Source organism: Psychrobacter sp. HD31 (assembly GCF_051097895.1).
Classification (GTDB): Bacteria; Pseudomonadota; Gammaproteobacteria; order Pseudomonadales; family Moraxellaceae; genus Psychrobacter.
Map to the genome: position 1 here is coordinate 1,358,508 of NZ_CP142525.1, position 19,472 is coordinate 1,377,979.

Sequence of the window (19,472 nt, forward strand, 5' to 3'; positions counted from 1 at the left end):
TATATTGTTGTTTATACTATAAAGCCATTAACGCTTTATGGTTTTATAATACAACTTAAAACTTAGAAGAAACTTAGTAACAACTAAGTTTAAACATAGTAAATCCCATCTATTAGATTGACCTAAATCTAAGCTAATCCTAAACAAAAAATTAACAGGATTATTAGGCTTCTAGCTACCTAATAGTAGCAACAATGTTTTTTTAGTAGCTTTAAAAAATTCGGCTCCTAAAAAATTAGAAGCCGAATCAAAAATAAAATACAACGTTTTAAAATATAGTTGTTTTAAAAACTACACATCCAGTATTTTGTCACTCACCGTGCCAGCTACCATCGCACCGTTAACATTCAGTGCTGTCCGAGCCATATCAATGAGCGGTTCGATAGAAATCAATAGCCCAACCAGCTCTAATGGCAAGTCCAATGCAGATAACACCACAATGGCTGCAAACGTCGCTCCGCCGCCTACGCCAGCAATACCAAATGAAGAGATAACAACTACCAAAATCAACGTTGCAATATAAGTTACACTAAAAGGGTCAACGCCAACGGTTGGCGCAACCATCACTGCCAACATCGCAGGATAAATACCAGCACAGCCATTTTGTCCAATGGTTGCACCAAAGGTTGCAGAAAAGTTAGCAATGGTCTCGTTATTGCCTAATTTACTGGTTTGCGTTTCAATATTAAGTGGTAAGGTTGCCGCACTTGAGCGTGAACTAAACGCAAAACTCAATGTTGGCAAAACCTGCTTATAGTATTGAACAGGATTAACTTTAAATACCAATAAAATAATGCCATGCACTACAAACATCAGTCCAATGGCAACATAAGAGGCAACAATAAAATTACCCAAGCTAATAATATCAGACCACTGTGATGAAGCAGCAACCTTTATCATCAAAGCAAAGACGCCGTAAGGGGTTAAACGAATGACCAAACGAACCAAACGCATGACTAATTGATTCAGTGTATCGATACCTTGAATAAGACGTTGTCCAAGCTCTGAGTTTTCTTTATTTAAGCTTAACGTTGCCACACCCAAAAACGCAGAGAAAATAACCGTACTGATAATCGAGGTTGATTTTGCACCCGTTAATGCTTCAAATGGATTTGTTGGAATAAACGACAATAAAATGTCAGGTATGGCTAAGTTGCTCACGCTATCGACACGACTGGCAACTTTGGTTTGTGCAGCCAGCTCTCTTTCTCCAGCCACTAAACCTGCTGCCGACAAATCAAACACATACACCATCGCAATGCCAATTAATGCGGCGATGCCTGTGGTAATCAACAGAGAAGACAAAACGCTGATACTAATCTTGCCCAATGCTCGAGTTTGGTTTAAACGGGTAATGGCAGACAAGATGGAAACAAATACCAATGGCATGACAATCATTTTAAGTAAACTGACATAGCCACTGCCAACCAGTTTGACCCAAGATAAGGTATCGCTGATGACTGATTGTGGATATATAAGTTGTAGAACGCCACCATAAATCAAACCCAATATCAAACCAATAAATACGGTTAGCCCTAGGTTGTCATTGCCTTTATAGAGTTTGGCTAATACAAACAGTAGTGCAATAAAAACGATTAAATTTAGAATTATCATAAAAGTGCCTATTAATTGTTAATTTTTTTTTACATTCTAGTTTTAAAAAAATAGGCGGGGATATTAATCAATTTGGAATAATTAGTATATTCGATATTTAGAATAACGATATTTGTTTATGGAATTAGCAGACAAGAGGTGGGAGAAATTTGAATAAAATGGCTATATTTAAATGTGTTAGTTAGCGCATTTGTTATTGTTTTGCTTACAACACAATTGTATAAACTAAATATCAATACTAGATAAAGTTAGTTGGTTTTCGTTTAGCAGTTCATTGAACTGCTAAAATATCAGTAACTTTTATTTTTAATTCAGTGACTAACTCTTCATCCATATACTTATAGTCATCAGGAATATCGAGTACAAACAGTGGCTTATGTTCTAACATACGAGCAAACTTTGATGTTAATCTACTTTTATGTTTATTTTCCATCACAAAAACCACATCAGTCCAGCGGATATCCGCTGGACTGACGGTTTTTCTTGCATTGGGGCTAGTGCCAGCAGAACGCACCTGAAAAAAAGCGTCTTTTCTCCAAATAGCTTCAGCGGTTGGGCTACGCCATTGATTCCTGCTACAAATGAACAATAAATTTTGTAGTTTTTTGTTGAATACTTTATTCATATAAGAGATGTTACTTATTCAATAAATTATTAAGTTGTTGTCTTTTGTCTTTCTTTGAACTCATATTATGTTATTTGGCTTCATTCATTACATAATTAATTGTTGTGATTTTTTTGTTATTGATTAATCCCTCAACAGTCTGAGAAGTTGGTATTAGTATATCTTGGTCTATCAACAGACAACGGTCATTCATATTTTTACCAAATTCATAGTTTGGTGGACAAATGATGGCGTTTTTATTATCACGAAATATCACTTGAGAATTTAAATAAACAGGGTTATCACAATCCTTAGTACAACTAACATCATAGTTGGCAACTAACATACTGCAATTTTTATCACCTATATTACATGATGTTTCAAATTGCCAAAATGTCTGGATGCTTGGACTTAACTCATCATAATTTGATTGAGAAAACTGATAAATTTTTGCATCTTTATCTTTGATACCAATAGACTCAGCAATTGGAGATTTTAAAGTATTTGAACTTAAAGTCATCAATCCAACCATCACTAAAGTCGCTATTATAAGATCAACTAAATACTGTATTTTTTCATTAAAAGTTATTCTAATTGCAGTAAAAAAACTATATGCTATCCATAGAAAAACTATAGCATAACTATTCTTTTCTTGAGAGACATCTGAATATTTTATGGCTTGAAGAAAAATTAAAAATGGATAAAAAATCAACAAAGTAACTAAAAAAAATAAAAAAACACTAAATAACAAAGTTAGCTTATTTCTACAAGTTAACTTTGTCCATATTATAAATACTACATAACTAACAATAAAAAGTAATAATACTAAATATGTTATACCCATATATGATATTGATTTATTAGGAATTAACATCAATAAGGGGCTGGCAAAATAGAAAAATAAAAAAAATCCAATTGTCTCTTTCTTGTGAATTTTTTCATATAATTTAATATGATGAAAATACAAAACCCTTAAAGAGCTAGGTACAATGACAAAAACAAAGAGAAATCCAATTACAACACTTAAAATACCAAGAGTTAAAACTGATACTGTACTACTATCTAACAATGAAGAGTAAATTAATGATGGATAACCTATTTCATCTAGATATGTTTTAATAAAAAACCTTGAAAATATATAGGCAAGAATAGAGCTACTTAACAAGCTACCAATTATCAACCATATTCTTTCTTTGATAAGTGCGATAAACTTGGTAGTGATTAGGGTTTGAGGTTGTTCTGTAGTCTCATTACTCATTTCATCTTACCATTTTACTTTTTTACTTATACTCATCAGGTTAATGTAAAATGCATTTATGTGTCATTTTAATTACCAATATGTTTACCCTCATTGACCTCTAATAAAATTATACATGATTTTTACTTAAAGCATCCCCTTCAAAAATTGACCCGTATGCGATTCTTTGACTTTTGCCACTTCTTCTGGCGTGCCTTCGGCAATAATCATACCACCGCCTTTACCGCCTTCGGGTCCTAAATCAACAACCCAATCGGCTGTTTTAATCACATCTAAATTATGCTCAATCACCACAATGGTATTGCCTTTGTCACGCAAAGCATGGAGGATGTTTAGCAGTTTGGCGATGTCATGGAAGTGCAAGCCAGTGGTTGGTTCATCCAAAATGTATAAGGTTTTGCCGGTGTCTCGTTTGGCAAGCTCACGAGCCAGCTTGACTCGCTGGGCTTCACCACCAGACAAGGTAGGAGCAGATTGCCCAAGGCGGATATAACCCAAACCAACATCCACCAAAGCTTGCAGACGACGATAAATAGCAGGAATGGCTTCAAAAAACTCTGCACCTTCTTCTACTGTCATATCTAATACATCACTGATGTTTTTACCTTTGTATAAAATCTCGAGGGTTTCACGGTTATAACGCTTGCCATGACAACTGTCACACGGTACATACATATCTGGCAAAAAGTGCATCTCTACTTTAATTAAACCATCGCCTTGGCAGGTCTCACAACGTCCACCCTTCACGTTAAAGCTAAATCGCCCTGCTTTATACCCTCTGGCTCTTGCCTCTGGTACTTGGGCAAACAGCTCACGCACTGGCGTAAATACCCCTGTGTAAGTGGCTGGGTTCGAGCGTGGCGTGCGTCCAATTGGGCTTTGGTCGATATCGACCATTTTATCCAAATGCTCCAAGCCTGCGATACTATCGTGTTTTTCTGCAATTAAAGTTGAGGCATTATTTAATTGGGTGGCTGCTAGTGGCATCAGGGTACGGTTAATCAAAGTCGACTTACCTGAACCAGATACACCTGTGACACAAGTCATCACGCCAATAGGAATCTCAAGGTCAACATTTTTTAGGTTGTTGCCTGTTGCCCCTTTTAGCTCAATATACAGAGGTGATTCTTTGGTCTTGGCTTTTTTAGATGAAGCTTTTCCTTTACCACTCTCCACTTCTATAGTTTTGGCTTTGTGGCGGACGGTTGGCACGGCAATTTTCTTTTCACCAGACAGGTATTGTCCAGTTAAAGAATCAGGCGTGTTGGCAATTTGTTCTGCTGTTCCCTCGGCAATCACACGACCACCATGCACGCCTGCTCCCAAACCAATATCAATAATATGGTCGGCTTGGCGAATGGCATCTTCATCATGCTCTACCACCAGCACGGTGTTGCCAAGGTCTCGTAGTCGGGTTAGTGTCTGTAATAAGCGGTCGTTATCTCGCTGGTGCAGACCAATGGACGGTTCATCGAGTACATACATAACCCCCATCAAGCCTGCCCCAATTTGGCTAGCCAGTCGGATACGTTGTGCTTCACCGCCAGATAGGGTCTCCGCTGAGCGAGCAAGACTAAGATAGTCCAGCCCAACACTCACCAAAAAGCCCAAACGTTCATTAATCTCTTTAAAGATTTTTTCGGCAATTTCGCCTTTATAGCCGTCTAGTTTTAAGCTTGCATAATAGTCGCACGCATCTCCAATAGATAGTTGAACGATATCAGCAATGGTTTTGCCATCAACTTTGACGTTACGGGCGATTTCATTTAGCCTTGCTCCGTCACACACATTACAAGTCGTATCGGCAAGATATTTTGCCAACTCATCACGCACCAGATTGCTTTGCGTTTTGGCATAGCGACGTTCAAGGTAGGGCAATACGCCTTCAAAAGCGGTATTTTTATTGGTCTTACGTCCACGCTCATCGGTAAAGTTAAACATGATTTTTTCTTTACCAGAGCCTTTTAGGATGATGTCTTGATATTTTTTAGGAATGCTTTGCCATGGCAAGTCCATATCAATCTCAAAATGCTCACAAACCGTGGTGAGTAAGCCAAAATAGTAAGCATGGCGTTTATCCCAGCCGTTAATCGCCCCTTGATTCAGCGATTTTTCTGGATTCGTAATGAGTTTGTCAGCACTAAAGTATTGACGCTTGCCTAAACCATCACAACTTGGACACGCCCCATAGGGATTGTTAAAACTAAACAGACGAGGCTCTAGCTCTGATACGGCACGATCGCACACTGGGCAAGAGTGTTTTGCAGATAATAATCGGTCATCATCTCCGCCATTTGGATTGCCATCCATAAAATGTAGCAAGGCAAGGTCACTGCCTAATCGTAATGCCGTTTCTAAGCTCTCTGCCACACGATTACCGAGGTCTTCTCGTACTTTAAAGCGGTCAACAACCACCTCGATGTTATGTTTTTTATTTTTTTCTAATTCAGGCACATTGTCCATGTCGTACACATGCCCATCAATACGCACTCTAACAAACCCCTGCCCAAGCAGTTGCTCTAGTAGCACCACATGTTCGCCTTTGCGGTCGCGCACCACAGGAGCAAGTATCATCAGTTTTGTGCCTTCTGGCAGTGCCATGACTTCATCGACCATTTCGGTGACAGTCTGTGCAACCATAGGTTCATTATGTTCTGGACAATAGGGTGTGCCGACACGTGCATACAGCAGACGCAAGTAGTCATAGATTTCGGTAATTGTGCCTACGGTTGAGCGTGGGTTGTGGTTGGTGGATTTTTGCTCAATGGCAATGGCTGGTGACAAACCTTCAATACTATCAACTTCTGGCTTTTCCATTTGCGAGAGGAACTGGCGGGCGTAGGCAGACAAACTCTCGACATAACGGCGTTGACCCTCGGCATAGAGGGTATCAAAAGCAAGCGAGGACTTGCCTGAGCCTGATAAGCCAGTAATGACCACGAATTTATCACGAGGGATGTCAATGTCGACGTTTTTTAGGTTGTGGGTTCTTGCTCCACGGATATGAATGTGTTCGTGTGCCATTGGGTTTTGCCTTTTGGGTTTTAAGTTTTTGCGGTTCTAACTAATGATAATGTATGGAAACATGAATGTATTATAAGGGATATTTGCTATAGATGGGTTTTGAAAGTCAATTTTTAAAGGAGGTTAGACTCTAATTTTTTATACGCTCATATCAGGTTTTATTAGATGAAAATTAAAGAATTTTCTTAAATAACAGATTTATCCCCTCATACCCTAGGTTACTACGAAAAGATAGGATTATTATTGATTGCTAAAGACACCAGCGAACATCGTGATTACATCCATCAAAATACCAAATGAATAAATTCAATAAACAAATTGAAAGAAACTTCTAATAAGCCCTTGTAAGCCCTTGCAAAAAACCAACAACTTTCTGCTTAAAATTTAAAAAATGGCATTCATTAATCATCTGACTTCATTGTAAAAAATATTTTTCTAGCTTTAAAAATCACAATTGCTATTAACAATAGTAAAAAGCATGCTCATTGTGAACTTCAAAATCATATAATTTTTCTCTTAGCCTACAAAGCAACTTAGTTTGGATAGTTTAAACAATAATTTTTTTAATTATTAAACAATAGTAAAAACTGTTATCATTTATATTTACTTTATTGCATTTATGTTTCATAATATTGCACCTTTTAAACAGGTTCGTAACATAAAAATTACGACTTTCGGTTTTATTTAAACCAGCTAAATAAGGCAATATCATATGGAGCAAATATGAATTCCTCTAACAACTTAAACAAAAAAGCTCGTCATTTATTGAGTATTAGTATCACCTTGCTAATGAGTCAAGCAGCAATGGCAGCAACCTCCTCAATGGCTACTACTAATAAGGCAACACCCTCTGCCGAACTTGACACCATCTTTATTGAAGCATCTACCGAAACAAAAAAACCAGCTGTAGAAACTAAAGAAAAAGAACAGCTGAATGAAGAGATGGTTGCCAACAATAAAGATTTGGTTCGCTACAGTATTGATGTAGGACTGGCAGATAGTGGTTCTCGCAATCAAAAAGGGTTTTCTATGCGTGGGGTTGAAGCAAACCGAGTCGGTATTAGCTTTGACGGCATCTCTATCCCAACATCAGAAGAAAACTCATTATATTCTCGCTATAGCAACTACAACAGCTCTCGTATTTCTATTGACCCAGAAATTGCTCGATCAGTTGATTTTGTTAAATCGTCTGACTCATTTGGTAGCGGTAGTGGTGCCATTGGCGGAAGTGTTAATTACCGCTCAGTTGATGTAAATGACATTGTAGACGCCTATGAAGGCTTTGGTGGCACATTACGCAGTGGCTATGCCAGCCAAAATGATGAATGGTTCACCACCCTTGGACTTGGTTACATCGGTGAAAATTCTGATGTCATGTTGCAATACACTCGCCGTGAAGGGCATGAGTTTGATAGTGCTGGTAAAGACAGTAGTGATGATAGATCCTATCCTACAATTTTTAACCCTGCTACGGCTCGCCGCGTGCCAGACGAACAAGATACTAAAAAAGATCTGTACCTATTTAAAGCCAATACCTATATTACCCCTAACCACAAAGTTGGGTTATCGGCTAGTCACCAAGAATCTGACACTTTTACCAATGAACGGTCATATGCTTTATTTAACTCTAATGGAATGCGTCAGGCAAATGACATCAGTGAACTAAACACTGGCAACATTTATTACCAGTGGTTACCAGACTCATATTATCTTGATGCAGTAAAACTAGAGTATGACCGCCGTGAATCTGATTTAAAGGCCGTTGGAACCTTGCATGATAAAATTACAGAATCTAACAAGACAGTCGGTTTTGAAAAAAACCCATATGAAATCAAAGACCGAGCTTTTTCAACTGAGCTAAACCAAGTGGCAATAACAGTAGACTCTCAACCTCTGACTCTAGGCACTTCCGAGCATAAATTGTCATTTAGAACGGCAGCAAATCAAGAAGATTTTGAAGTACTAAACAAGTTTCAATTCCGTAACTCACCCATTGAAGAACGCACCATCCAATACCCCACAGAAACCACCCGATATATTGCTTCCTTAAAAGATGATATTCAGTGGAGTGATAAATACAGTAGTCATATAGGTGTGCGTTATGAAAATACAAATATTGAAGCCAAAGATTTAAATGCACCTTGCATAAAATGTACCGACAAGCCAGAAAGCATTGACTATGATAATTGGAGTGCAACTTTGGGGCTAGATGCCAAATTAAACGATACTTGGAGCCTAGGCTACCAAGCCAGTACTGGTTACCGCGTTCCTACAGCATCCGAGCTATTTTTTGAATTTGACCATCCAGCAGGCAACTGGAAACCAAATCCAGATCTAAAGCCCGAAGAAAGCTTAAACCACACAATTACCTTAAGTACAAATAATGAAATTGGTACACTGGATGCTAGCCTGTACCACACGGACTACAAAAACTTTATTTACGAAGGTCTTTCATTTGAAGAATTTAGAGAACCAACTGGCTGGTATACACCCGACAAAATCAAGCAAAGATCTGTTTCTAGCATGTCAAATACAGATGATGCTCGAGTCTCTGGTATTGAAATTGCCGGCAAGCTAAATTTAGATAAAGTATTACCTGTAGAACAAGGCTGGTCATTACTTGGTTCTGTTGGCTATGCCAAAGGCAAACTAAATGATGATTATGATCTATTAGCAGTGCAACCCGTTAAGGCGGTATTAGGGCTAGACTTTGATAGCCCAGATAACAAATGGGGTATTTCTCAGCGTTTACGCTATATGGGAGCCAAAAAAGCCCAAGATACTAATTACCCTAAAGCCAATATTTATTGTGCAGAATCTGAAACCGTACGTGAATGGGATTGGAATCTATATGCTTTGGTTGAAAGAGAAAATTGCTTACGCCAGGCAGCTACCACAGAGTCAAAAAAATGGCCTTATGTGAATGATGCTGCCTTGGTGTATGACATTTCTGGCTACTACAAGCCAACTGAAGCATTGACTTTACGTGCAGGTGTTTACAACTTGTTGAATGAAAAATACCAATCTTGGGATGCACTCAGAGGTATTGAACTTAATGGTACCAGCAATGCAGTTGACGACGATGGTGTAGGGCTTGCTCGCTACTTTGAGCCAGGTCGAAACTTTGCCGTATCAGCAGAATATAAATTCTAAACTTTATCTGCCAAAACAAGCCAGCTTTCATAGCTCAGCATGCTATTTGGTTGGCTGATCATTAATTAAATTGATAAAAAAAACTAATAAAATTTAAGGAAACAAATTATGAGCAATGAAACCCAAACGTTTTCACAAAAGATTAAAGAACACTCTCGCAAAACCCATGATTCAGTAGATGAGCTGGTTATGTCTATGCAACCATTTGCAAACACGCAAAACTATGGCAAGTTTTTGCAAGCACAACACGAGTTTCATGAGACCCTACGCCCACTTTATGTAGACGATACAATCAATCAACAGTTCAATAACATTGTTGAGCTTGGGCGTGCCGATCGTGTGCTACAAGATATGAAAGCACTTAATGTTGAACCTGCTAATATAGATATTGCCCGTCAAAATCCAACAGATGCACGTCGCATTGGTTGGCTATACTGTGCAGAAGGCTCTAACGTGGGTGCTGCAATTTTATATAAAGAAGCAGGTAAAATAGAGTTATCAGACGACCATGGTGCTGCTCACCTTGCTGCTCATCCAGATGGCCGTATTAGACACTGGCGTAGTTTTCAGGCAAAACTAGACGCATTAGAGCTTACCGAAGAAGAAACTCAAGAAGCCTTAAAAGGGGCTGATGATGCCTTTGCGTATTTTAAAACATTGATTAAAGCAACCTATTCATAAACCATGGATTGTCATCAATCATAAAACGCAATAAAAAAGCGGTGTTGTTTTTATACAACCCCGCTTTTTTTATAACTAAAATGTGCTCATGTTAAAAAAACACCATTTTAAGCATCTGGTAACCTTGCCATCCATATCGCCGTTAAGGCACAAAATATTGTTGTTAATACAGCAACCCATGTTAAATGTGCCGGCATACGATAAAACATAAACACACAAGATATGGTCATCATAGACCATGCTAAATATTTTGCACGACGAGGCATCGCCCTTTTATCTTGCCAATCTTTTACCATTTTACCAAAAAGCTTGTGGTTCATAATCCAATTATAAAAGCGTTCAGAGCCTTTTGCCCAACAAGCCGCAGCTAAAATCATAAAAACAGTAGTTGGCAAGCCTGGCAAAACCATACCCAACAAACCAATACCGATAAATACAAACCCCAATAATAAAAACAACCAACGCACTGCTTTATGTCGATGCAAGTTATGACCAACATCAGACTCTATATTTACAGTTTGATTTGCTAATATTTTCGATTGTTTACTTTTAGAGGTATCTGAGTTGTTTAATGATTCAGAGACCTTTGCATCATTAAAATTATTGTGACTGTTTTTATCATTATTTATCATTATAGATGCACAATTTTTATATGTTTTATTTTAATCTTATAATAAAAGCCAATTCAGCAAAGTAATAAATGAATGGCTTTATTCTAAGCATCAATTAGCCGCTGAGATTAACATAATATCCACACCTAGTAAATAATAATATTTATCAATTAAGGTTGTTGCTCAGCACTCGACAAACCAAATTAGCTTGGTCGATTACTGGTGGCATCTACAACGGGTGGTAATTGTTTTTCTGCTAATTCATTTGCCGTTTTTGCCTCTAATGGCAATCCAGCAATTAATGGTAAACTCATCACCGATTTACGCTTGCGGGTTGCCATACTTACAGGCACCATACGGACATATTCAAACAAGTGCAAATAAGACTCTTCACCACCTTCAAATTCATCGTCTGAATTAATCCGGATAGAACCAATTCTTGCTAAATCGCTTAATAGCTCAACTTCCTGCTCACTTAAGTTGTTGCAATCGCTAACTCCAAACCCGGTTAGAAATCCGTTTGCCCACTGTTTTAATGCCTGTACTCGCTCATATAAATCATTTTCATCGTCTGGCACAAGTGGCGTAAATTGATACGCATCGTCTTTGTCTTTTAGCTGGAACGCTACGTCTTCTGCTTCTTCAACTAATAAGCTAAGTGCTTTTTCCTCTGGTACGGTAAAGCTTAGTTCCTCTAGCACTTTTATCCACACCTTTTCATTTGGTGCATCACATACGGTCATAAGTCCTGTCATCAAACCATGCAGCTCACTAACAGACACATCTGTCCAATTTGTAAATGCTTCTTGCCAATCATTCCAGCCAGATAGACTATCGTTCATCATAAAAAAACCTATTCATTGGTAAAATTTGTTATTAAGTATGGATATTATGAGGTCAATTGTGGCATTATTAAAGATATTTATTTTAATATTAACTTTATTTAAAACATGGCGGCTAAAAATGACAATGATTGACCAGTTAAAACAGCTTGAGCAAACCATTCTTGAAATCCGCAAACAGTATCATGTCACGGCAACAGAGTTGGTTAACATTAAAGCAAACACCTCTAATGTAACCATTCAAGAACATAATCAACTATTACAGCAGTTTAAAGGTCATAAAGCTCAGTATGATGCCACAAAACAACAGTTTAGTGAGTTAGACAACCGTTATCGTCAGCTTGAGGTGCAAAGTAAACAAGTTAGTAATGAGTACGTACAACTAAAGCGTAGCTATCAAGAGCAACAAAAAATGCTACAACAACTTCAGCAACAAAATAAAGAGTTAGTAGAAAAAAATCGTATTGCTACCGAACATGCTAAAAAAGCAATAGAACAGCTACGCCACCTGTTGTAATTCATCTACAACTCCACATTTTAATATAGTTTTGAAATAGGCAAAAAAATGACAGATCATAACTTACAAGAACCGATTGAAACCCCTGAAACAAAAACACAGTGGATTAGTTCAGAACCTGACACAGTTAAAACGGTTAATATCGTCATTTCTGGCGCAACTTATCCTGTTAATTGCCCTGTGGATGAAATTGCATCATTAAAAAAAGCCTCTCGTTATATTAATGATTTTATTAATGATTTGCGTAAAGAAGCACCAACTTTAAGCCATGAAAACCTGTTGGTATTATGCTGCTTAAATATGTATGAAAAAATGGACCAGCAGGAAAACCAAAAAAAATCTACCTCTATCCAAGAGCAGCGCATGCAAATTTTGTTGGATAAAATCACCAAAGATGCCGGCTCTATTTTAACCAGCAAATCTTAATTGCCCCACACACGACCTATATAACCGACTGATTTAAGATGAGTCGGTTTTATTTTATGTTTTAAAAATCAACCATTTCACATCGAATCATTTAACCGTATCATTTAATTGTTGATTGCAAAATCATTGTCATTCATTCATGCTATAATTTTTAAAAAATGGCAGTACTAAAAACAAAAACGTAACCGATAAAAACGAATTTTAAATAGTAGGAAGTCATGATGTCAGTAAAAGAAAACAAAAAAACCGTCCCTGCAACCACCGTAAAATTTGCCATCGCGCAAGACACTTTTATTGTTGGTGACTTACAAGCAAATGCGAATAAAATGCGATCACTTGCCATTAACGCACGTGATGCTGGCGCAGATGTGATTATATTCCCTGAACTTGCGCTTTTGGGTTATCCGCCAGAAGATTTACTGCTTCGCCCAAACCTTGCAACACGCACTAAAGAGGCGCTTGCATTGCTTAACGATGTAGAAGACATTGTTATGATTGTTGGCTACCCTCACATCGACCACCACGGTACGTTTAACTCTGCTGCTATCATCCACAATGGGCACAAAAAAGGGTTTTATCACAAACAACATTTGCCAAACTATGGGGTGTTTGATGAGCGTCGCTATTTTGATAAAGGTCGCAACCAAGTTTTGTTTGACTACAAAGGCATTACCATTGGTTTAATGATTTGTGAAGACTTATGGCAAACTGCCCCAACAAAAGCTTTAAAAGAGCAAGGTGCCGATGTTGCCGTGGTGCTTAATGCCTCCCCTTTTGAACCAAACAAACAAAACTTACGTAAAGATATTTTAATCGAACGTGTCAAAGCGCATGCCCTACCAATCATATATACAAACTGTGTTGGTGGACAAGATGACTTAGTTTTTGACGGAGGCTCAACCGTTGTTCAGGCAAATGGTGATATTGCCTATGAAGCCAACCGTTTTTTACCGCATTTGTTAATGGCAGAATACCATGTTGAAACCCAAAGTTTTGCTACCCAAAATACCGCACCTTTGTCACTCAGTGCTGAGTCCGAAATATATCAAGCATTAGTGGTTGGGTTACGTGATTACGTAAATAACTCTGGTTTTAACGGTGTGATTATAGGCTTATCTGGTGGTATTGACTCGGCATTAACCTTAGCCATTGCGGTTGATGCGTTGGGTGCTGATAAAGTATACGCGGTAATGATGCCTTATAAATATACTTCTCAAATTAGCTTAGAGGTTGCGCAAGAGCAAGCGCGCCGATTAAATGTGTCCTACACAGTTTGCCCAATTTTTGATGCTGTTGATGGCATTCGCCACACGCTAGCACCTTTGTTTAGCAATGCCAAAGCCGATGACTCTACCGAAGAAAACATTCAAGCCCGTGCCCGTGGCATGGTACTCATGGCGCTTTCTAACAAATTTGGACATTTGGTAATTACCACTGGCAATAAGTCAGAAATGGCAATTGGTTATGCCGCACTTTATGGCAATATGGCAGGTGGTTTTGATGTACTCAAAGACCTCTACAAAACCCAAGTTTATGAGCTTGCTAACTACCGTAACCGTTTAGAAGATACGCCTATCATACCAGAGCGTGTCATTGCTCGCCCGCCATCGGCTGAGTTACGCCCTAACCAAGCCGATACCGATGTTTTACCTGAATATGAAACCATGGACGCCATTTTATCTATGTATATTGATTATGACATGGGCTATCAAGAAATTGTCGATAAAGGATTTGAAGAATCGGTTGTCGCTCAGATTTTGAACATGGTAGATAGAAGCGAATACAAACGTCGCCAAGCGCCGATTGGTACACGAGTTAGCAACAAAGCATTTGACCGAGAGCGCCGTTATCCGCTAGTCAATAAATGGACAGTTAAGGGTTAATTGATAAAAATATTAAGCAAGTAGGCTGTGATTTAATGCCAGCCTACTACTAAATTAACTCCACAAATCCATCAAGCCTTATAATTCAGCTCATTTAAACTCACTTGCCAGCTTATCTTGCCATCATCTTTAATTGTAGCGTTCCATCTTAGGCTAAACATACATTAAAACCCAAATAAATGTTATGTTATAACATTATAAATTATTGAAAAATAAATAAATTTTCTTGTTTTTTGCCAAAATTGATTTTAATATAAAACTGTGCTTATCGCATAGTGATTGTGTTTTCTGTTTCTCATATAAGCACATTAGTAACAAAAAAACCAAACACAAGGAATATAATTATGAAAGCATTAGTTTATCATGGCGACCACGATATTGCGTTAGAAGAAAAAGCAAAACCAGAAATTATTAAACCAACAGATGCTATTGTAAAAGTTGTCAAAACAACCATTTGTGGTACCGACTTAGGTATTTACAAAGGTAAAAACCTCTACATGGAAGACGGTACTATTTTAGGACACGAAGGCATCGGTATCATTGAATCAGTCGGTGACAGTGTCAGCCAATTTAAGGTTGGCGATAAAGTCATCATCTCTTGCATTACCTCTTGTGGCTCATGCAGCTACTGCAAAACTCAGTTATATGCGCACTGTAAAGATGGTGGCTGGATCCTCGGTCATATGATTGACGGCACGCAAGCAGAATATGTGCGTATCCCGCATGCAGATAACAGCTTGCACATTTTGCCAGACAGCATAGACGACGAAGTTGCTGTTATGCTCAGTGACATTTTACCAACAGGGCATGAAATTGGCGCACAATACGGCGATGTCAGACCAGGTGATGCCATTGCCATTGTGGGTGCTGGTCCTGTTGGCATGTCAGCATTGCTAACCGCACAGTTTTACTCTCCGGCTACCATCGTTATGGTAGATTTAGATGAAAACAGGCTCGCACTTGCCAAAGAGCTAGGCGCAACGCACACGCTCACCCCTTCTGACAGTATAAAAGAAGACATTGCAAAAATTGTTGGCGAAGATGGCGTAGATGTTGCCATTGAAGCGGTCGGTATTCCGCAAACTTGGGATGTGTGCCAAAAAATTGTAAAACCAGGTGGTAACATTGCCAATGTTGGTGTACATGGTAAAAAAGTAGACTTTGAAATCCAAGATTTATGGATTAAAAACTTAACCATTACAACCGGTTTGGTGAACACCAATACCACACCTATGCTGATGAAGGCTGTAGCAACCAACAAGCTACCCGTTGATAAGCTAATTACTCACCATTTTAAATTAGAAGAAATGGAAAAAGCCTATGAGGTGTTCTTAAATGGTGCAAAAGAAAAAGCGATGAAAATTATTATTGATGCTTAAATTGCACATTAATGTTTAGATGTTTAGCGTTTAAAAAATTAGCTAAGGGTGTATGCATACATCCTTAGCTTTTTTTATGCTATTAAAAATTTGCCCCGCTATCGTAAATACCACTTTTTCATGGGTGATGACAATATTGTTGCCACATCATCTACCAATACCAATGCCATACTATCACGGCACCAAGTTGGCACTGCCAAATCTTGCAATAGTTTTTTGCCAGACTTTGCCACGCCGTGCCCTGCCAGTGTTATTTTATCGTCACGATTTAACGCCCTAACCTTAATTTTTTGGGTATTGTTTAAATTTAGGTCTTCTAAACTCACTAGCCAGCTTATCTTGCCATCATTTTTAATGGTTAACATACCGTCTTTTATTAAACTTGCATCAAAAATCTGTGGCTCAACAGGCTGTTTTAGCCATGCTAACCAATCTGCCCGCAAGCGATACAAATGCCCACGGTAACGGCATAATGTGTAATGGTTATTGCCTTGCCATTCTATTTGAGTTTGGTGGTCATTATCTGAGCGGTTTATTAGCCTTAAAACATCATCCACCCGTTGTTTGTTTGGCGGTAGTGGCTCATCATTTTGACTGCTTTGCAACCATTTATGCACCACCAAGCTTTGCTCTGGGCTTGTCAATTGTTGTAACAGCTCAATATCTAAAACTTGTTGGTAAGGTGGTTTAGTTAGGCTGTTATTTGTCACACTTTCTTGCAACGTATCCGCTTGTTGAGATAACACGTTATTCGCATTACCCAAAAGATGTGCACTACGGCTAATGTTTGCCACAGCCTGTGGATACTTTTTTTGAATCACTGGCATTAATTGTGTACGCAGCCAGCTACGGGTATTGCTTTGCCCGTTTTTTTGTTGATTATTGCTATCTTCTAACCCTGTGGAAAAGTTGGTTGGGTCATCAATATAAGGTAAGTTATTTGCTTGGGCGTAGGCAGTGATGTCTGCTCGGGTGGCGGTTAGCCAAGGTCGCCAAAGGTTAATTTTTTTGCCAGCAACTTGCCGTGTTGACCATGCTTGCATGGCGGACAACCCTGCCACCCCTGCCCCATTAAACAAACGCATTAACAGGGTTTCTGCTTGGTCGTCACCGTGGTGGGCAAGCATTAGAACATCGCCCTCTGTCATTTGCTTTGCCATTGCTTCATACCTGCCGTTACGGGCAGACTGCTCATTTGTGCCTTGTACGTTGGCATGGCAAATTTTGCAAGGTATGTTGTGGGTGTTTGCCCATGTGCTTACTTGCTGTGCCCAGTCGTCATTGGCTTTTTGCAAACCATGATTTACGTGGATAAGCTGTGGGGCAAATGGCAAGTCGCCTTGCAAATAAAGCTGATGAGTTAAGTATGCCAACGCCATAGAGTCCCGCCCACCACTACAGGCAAGCCAAACACGCTTGCCTTTAAGTTGGCTTGCGTGTTGCTGAAAGCTTTGCATAAGTGTGATTTGTAGAAAATCTATCATAAGCTGTCTAAGTGTTTAATATCTATAACTGTTCAATACCTAATGAAACAAAATAACTCCATGTTTCATCGTAAAAACCATTAGGTCGAGTATAGTCGATCTTAGACCCTCTAGGAATATAGATAATCATCCCTTGTCTAGCTCTGGTAAGTAAAACTCTGTAGGTGTTCTTTAAGTATTCTTTAGTTACTTCTTGATTGATATTCAACCATTTTGTTCCTTTAAAACTCTGATATTGCCATTCATTATTTTTTAAATAAAAATTTGCGCCCCATGCCAAACAAGCCCAATCTATTTCTAGTCCTTGTATATCAAATTCTGTTGCAACTTCTTCTAAAAAATCAGAAGACCTTATGTCTTCTTTATCATTTAAGAACCAATTGGGTGCAGAAATCTCATTTTTAACATCTATACCTAAAGCTCTCAAACGTCTTGCACCTGAAGAAGCAATTAAACCTTTTCTTTCACTTCCTTTAGCTCTCTTTCTCAACCATTTTTTAGCTTCTGTTAAGTCTCTAGTAATCAGTATAGGAAAGTCATTTTTTATCTCTCGATATAACTCTTTCGTTTTTTCAGTATTTAAATCCAATAACTCATGCACAAATCCAGATAACTTTTCAGAACGAAAAGATCTCACTGAAACTGACAGATGAAGTTCTTCTTCTGATACTGCATTGTTTTTAAGCCACGTTTTCTGTTCAAACGATTTTATATAGCTGAGGCTATCAGTAATAAGATGTGAATAATGAACATCCCAATCCCTATATTTACTATGAAATGGTTTAATCCATTCCTCCAAGCCTGCCTCGCCTGTATTTATTTCTTGCCCTCCGCCAATTAAACAAATAACTACGCACCAATCTTGATGTCTGTCCATAACATCAATCAAAAATTCAGGCTCAGACATATCAAAGTTATCAATGCCTTTTTTCCTTTTCATAAAAGAGCTTACTTGCTTTTTATTCCAAGCTCTTTGAGCTTCATCAAAGACAACCACTTTTTCAGTTGGCTCTATGTCATGTTTTAAATACTCATCTCTAAAATGATGGATATTCTGAATAAAAGCACTTGTTTCCCTTTTTGCTTTATCCTTTGTGATGGAAGCGCTCTTTTGCTTTGAAGTTTCAACCAAATCTCTTGCCAAAGCTTCACATAAAACCTCAACTAGCGGCCCATTACCAGATAAGAAAACAGCATGCTCATTTTGATCTGCTTTCATTCTTTGATTAGCAATGTTTAGACCAGCTAGAGTTTTTCCAGCACCTGGGACACCTGTCACAAAGCAAACTGTCTTTTTATAGTTGGCTTTAGAGTCTTCAATAATTCTATTCAAACAACTTGCTGTTTTAGATAAGTTAATTGCTCCAGAATCTGATCTAGAAATTTCTTTAACATTATGTCCCTTATAAAGAGCCTGAGCAGCCTCAACAATTGTTGGTGTAGGCTTATAAATTGAATTTTCCCAACTTAAATAATCCAATTTTATAAAGGTATTAGAAGTAAAAAGGGTTAGAAATCTACTTAAGTTATTTTTATTAGATTTAACAACTGTTGTATGAGCCAAGACAGACTTGCGATCACATTCTTGATCTGTGCCATTTGTCGCAACCAGAATAGGGATTAATCTTGCATTGTGGCTACCTTCATGGAAGTTTTTCAAGTCTAAAGTATAATCCAGCACCTGTGTTTGATTATGAGTTTCATATTTATCACTACCAACTTTAAACTCAATAACAAAAATGGAACCGTCAATAATTACAATGTTATCAACTCGCTTACCCATTCTAGGTATGGCAAATTCAAAATAAATCTGACCTAAAAAACCATTTAACTGTTCTTTTAAAATTTCAATTTGTTTAATCCATGCATTTTTTTGCTGATCCTCTAGTTGTCTGTTTGCATGGTTAAAACTTAATTTACCAAGTATTGAATTACCATCTTCATTAATAAAATTTGAAATTGAGTTTTTATAATAAGCTCTATGCATAGTTGAAAT

Annotated in this window: 15 protein-coding genes; 7 read left to right on the forward strand and 8 right to left on the reverse strand. The window is 38.1% G+C overall.

Annotation, left to right across the window (positions count from 1 at the left end; translation table 11 throughout):
• Nucleotides 1-291: 291 nt before the first annotated feature.
• The 4 genes from VH441_RS05965 to uvrA all read right to left on the reverse strand — a co-directional run bounded on the left by VH441_RS05965 (nt 292) and on the right by uvrA (nt 6,500).
• A complete protein-coding gene (locus tag VH441_RS05965) occupies nt 292-1,614 on the reverse strand; it encodes an L-cystine transporter (RefSeq protein ID WP_434352746.1) in 1,323 nt (440 codons plus the stop codon).
• 271 nt (nt 1,615-1,885) lie between these two features.
• Nucleotides 1,886-2,239, reverse strand: coding sequence for a low molecular weight protein tyrosine phosphatase family protein (locus VH441_RS05970; protein WP_434352747.1), 354 nt, complete (start codon nt 2,237-2,239; stop codon nt 1,886-1,888).
• Nucleotides 2,240-2,309: 70 nt separating this feature from the next.
• Entirely contained in the window at nt 2,310-3,476 is a 1,167-nt protein-coding gene (locus VH441_RS05975; protein WP_434352748.1) for a hypothetical protein, read from the reverse strand.
• A gap of 126 nt (nt 3,477-3,602) precedes the next feature.
• A complete protein-coding gene (uvrA, locus tag VH441_RS05980; RefSeq protein ID WP_434352749.1) occupies nt 3,603-6,500 on the reverse strand; it encodes an excinuclease ABC subunit UvrA in 2,898 nt (965 codons plus the stop codon).
• Between the two features lie 231 nt (nt 6,501-6,731).
• On the opposite strand from uvrA, the gene VH441_RS05985 reads away from it, so the two are divergent.
• The 3 genes from VH441_RS05985 to VH441_RS05995 all read left to right on the forward strand — a co-directional run bounded on the left by VH441_RS05985 (nt 6,732) and on the right by VH441_RS05995 (nt 10,334).
• A complete protein-coding gene (locus VH441_RS05985) occupies nt 6,732-6,800 on the forward strand; it encodes a hypothetical protein (protein ID WP_434354366.1) in 69 nt (22 codons plus the stop codon).
• A gap of 423 nt (nt 6,801-7,223) precedes the next feature.
• Nucleotides 7,224-9,653: a TonB-dependent hemoglobin/transferrin/lactoferrin family receptor gene (locus VH441_RS05990; protein ID WP_434352750.1), complete on the forward strand. Its 2,430-nt coding sequence runs from the start codon at nt 7,224-7,226 to the stop codon at nt 9,651-9,653.
• Nucleotides 9,654-9,761: 108 nt separating this feature from the next.
• The gene (locus VH441_RS05995) at nt 9,762-10,334 is read left to right on the forward strand and encodes a biliverdin-producing heme oxygenase (protein ID WP_434352751.1); all 573 of its coding nucleotides are present in this window, start codon (nt 9,762-9,764) and stop codon (nt 10,332-10,334) included.
• A 107-nt stretch (nt 10,335-10,441) separates the two neighbouring features.
• Here VH441_RS05995 and VH441_RS06000 read toward each other — a convergent pair whose 3' ends face one another.
• Nucleotides 10,442-10,966: a YbaN family protein gene (locus VH441_RS06000; RefSeq protein WP_434352752.1), complete on the reverse strand. Its 525-nt coding sequence runs from the start codon at nt 10,964-10,966 to the stop codon at nt 10,442-10,444.
• A gap of 182 nt (nt 10,967-11,148) precedes the next feature.
• Nucleotides 11,149-11,787: a UPF0149 family protein gene (locus tag VH441_RS06005; RefSeq protein WP_434354367.1), complete on the reverse strand. Its 639-nt coding sequence runs from the start codon at nt 11,785-11,787 to the stop codon at nt 11,149-11,151.
• 121 nt (nt 11,788-11,908) lie between these two features.
• Between VH441_RS06005 and VH441_RS06010 the strand changes: the two genes are divergently transcribed.
• From VH441_RS06010 to VH441_RS06025, 4 genes are all read left to right on the forward strand, one after another.
• Nucleotides 11,909-12,304, forward strand: coding sequence for a hypothetical protein (locus tag VH441_RS06010; protein ID WP_434352753.1), 396 nt, complete (start codon nt 11,909-11,911; stop codon nt 12,302-12,304).
• Nucleotides 12,305-12,352: 48 nt separating this feature from the next.
• Nucleotides 12,353-12,730 (forward strand): cell division protein ZapA, encoded by a 378-nt coding sequence (locus tag VH441_RS06015; RefSeq protein WP_434352754.1) that lies wholly within the window; start codon nt 12,353-12,355, stop codon nt 12,728-12,730.
• A gap of 218 nt (nt 12,731-12,948) precedes the next feature.
• The gene (locus VH441_RS06020; protein WP_434352755.1) at nt 12,949-14,613 is read left to right on the forward strand and encodes an NAD+ synthase; all 1,665 of its coding nucleotides are present in this window, start codon (nt 12,949-12,951) and stop codon (nt 14,611-14,613) included.
• Nucleotides 14,614-14,957: 344 nt separating this feature from the next.
• The gene (locus VH441_RS06025) at nt 14,958-15,992 is read left to right on the forward strand and encodes a zinc-dependent alcohol dehydrogenase family protein (RefSeq protein WP_434352756.1); all 1,035 of its coding nucleotides are present in this window, start codon (nt 14,958-14,960) and stop codon (nt 15,990-15,992) included.
• Between the two features lie 98 nt (nt 15,993-16,090).
• Here the strand turns inward: VH441_RS06025 and tilS are convergent, their stop codons facing one another.
• Both tilS and VH441_RS06035 read right to left on the reverse strand, forming a co-directional pair.
• Entirely contained in the window at nt 16,091-17,476 is a 1,386-nt protein-coding gene (tilS, locus tag VH441_RS06030) for a tRNA lysidine(34) synthetase TilS (protein ID WP_434352757.1), read from the reverse strand.
• Between the two features lie 22 nt (nt 17,477-17,498).
• A complete protein-coding gene (locus VH441_RS06035; RefSeq protein ID WP_434352758.1) occupies nt 17,499-19,463 on the reverse strand; it encodes a DUF2075 domain-containing protein in 1,965 nt (654 codons plus the stop codon).
• Nucleotides 19,464-19,472: the final 9 nt, after the last annotated feature.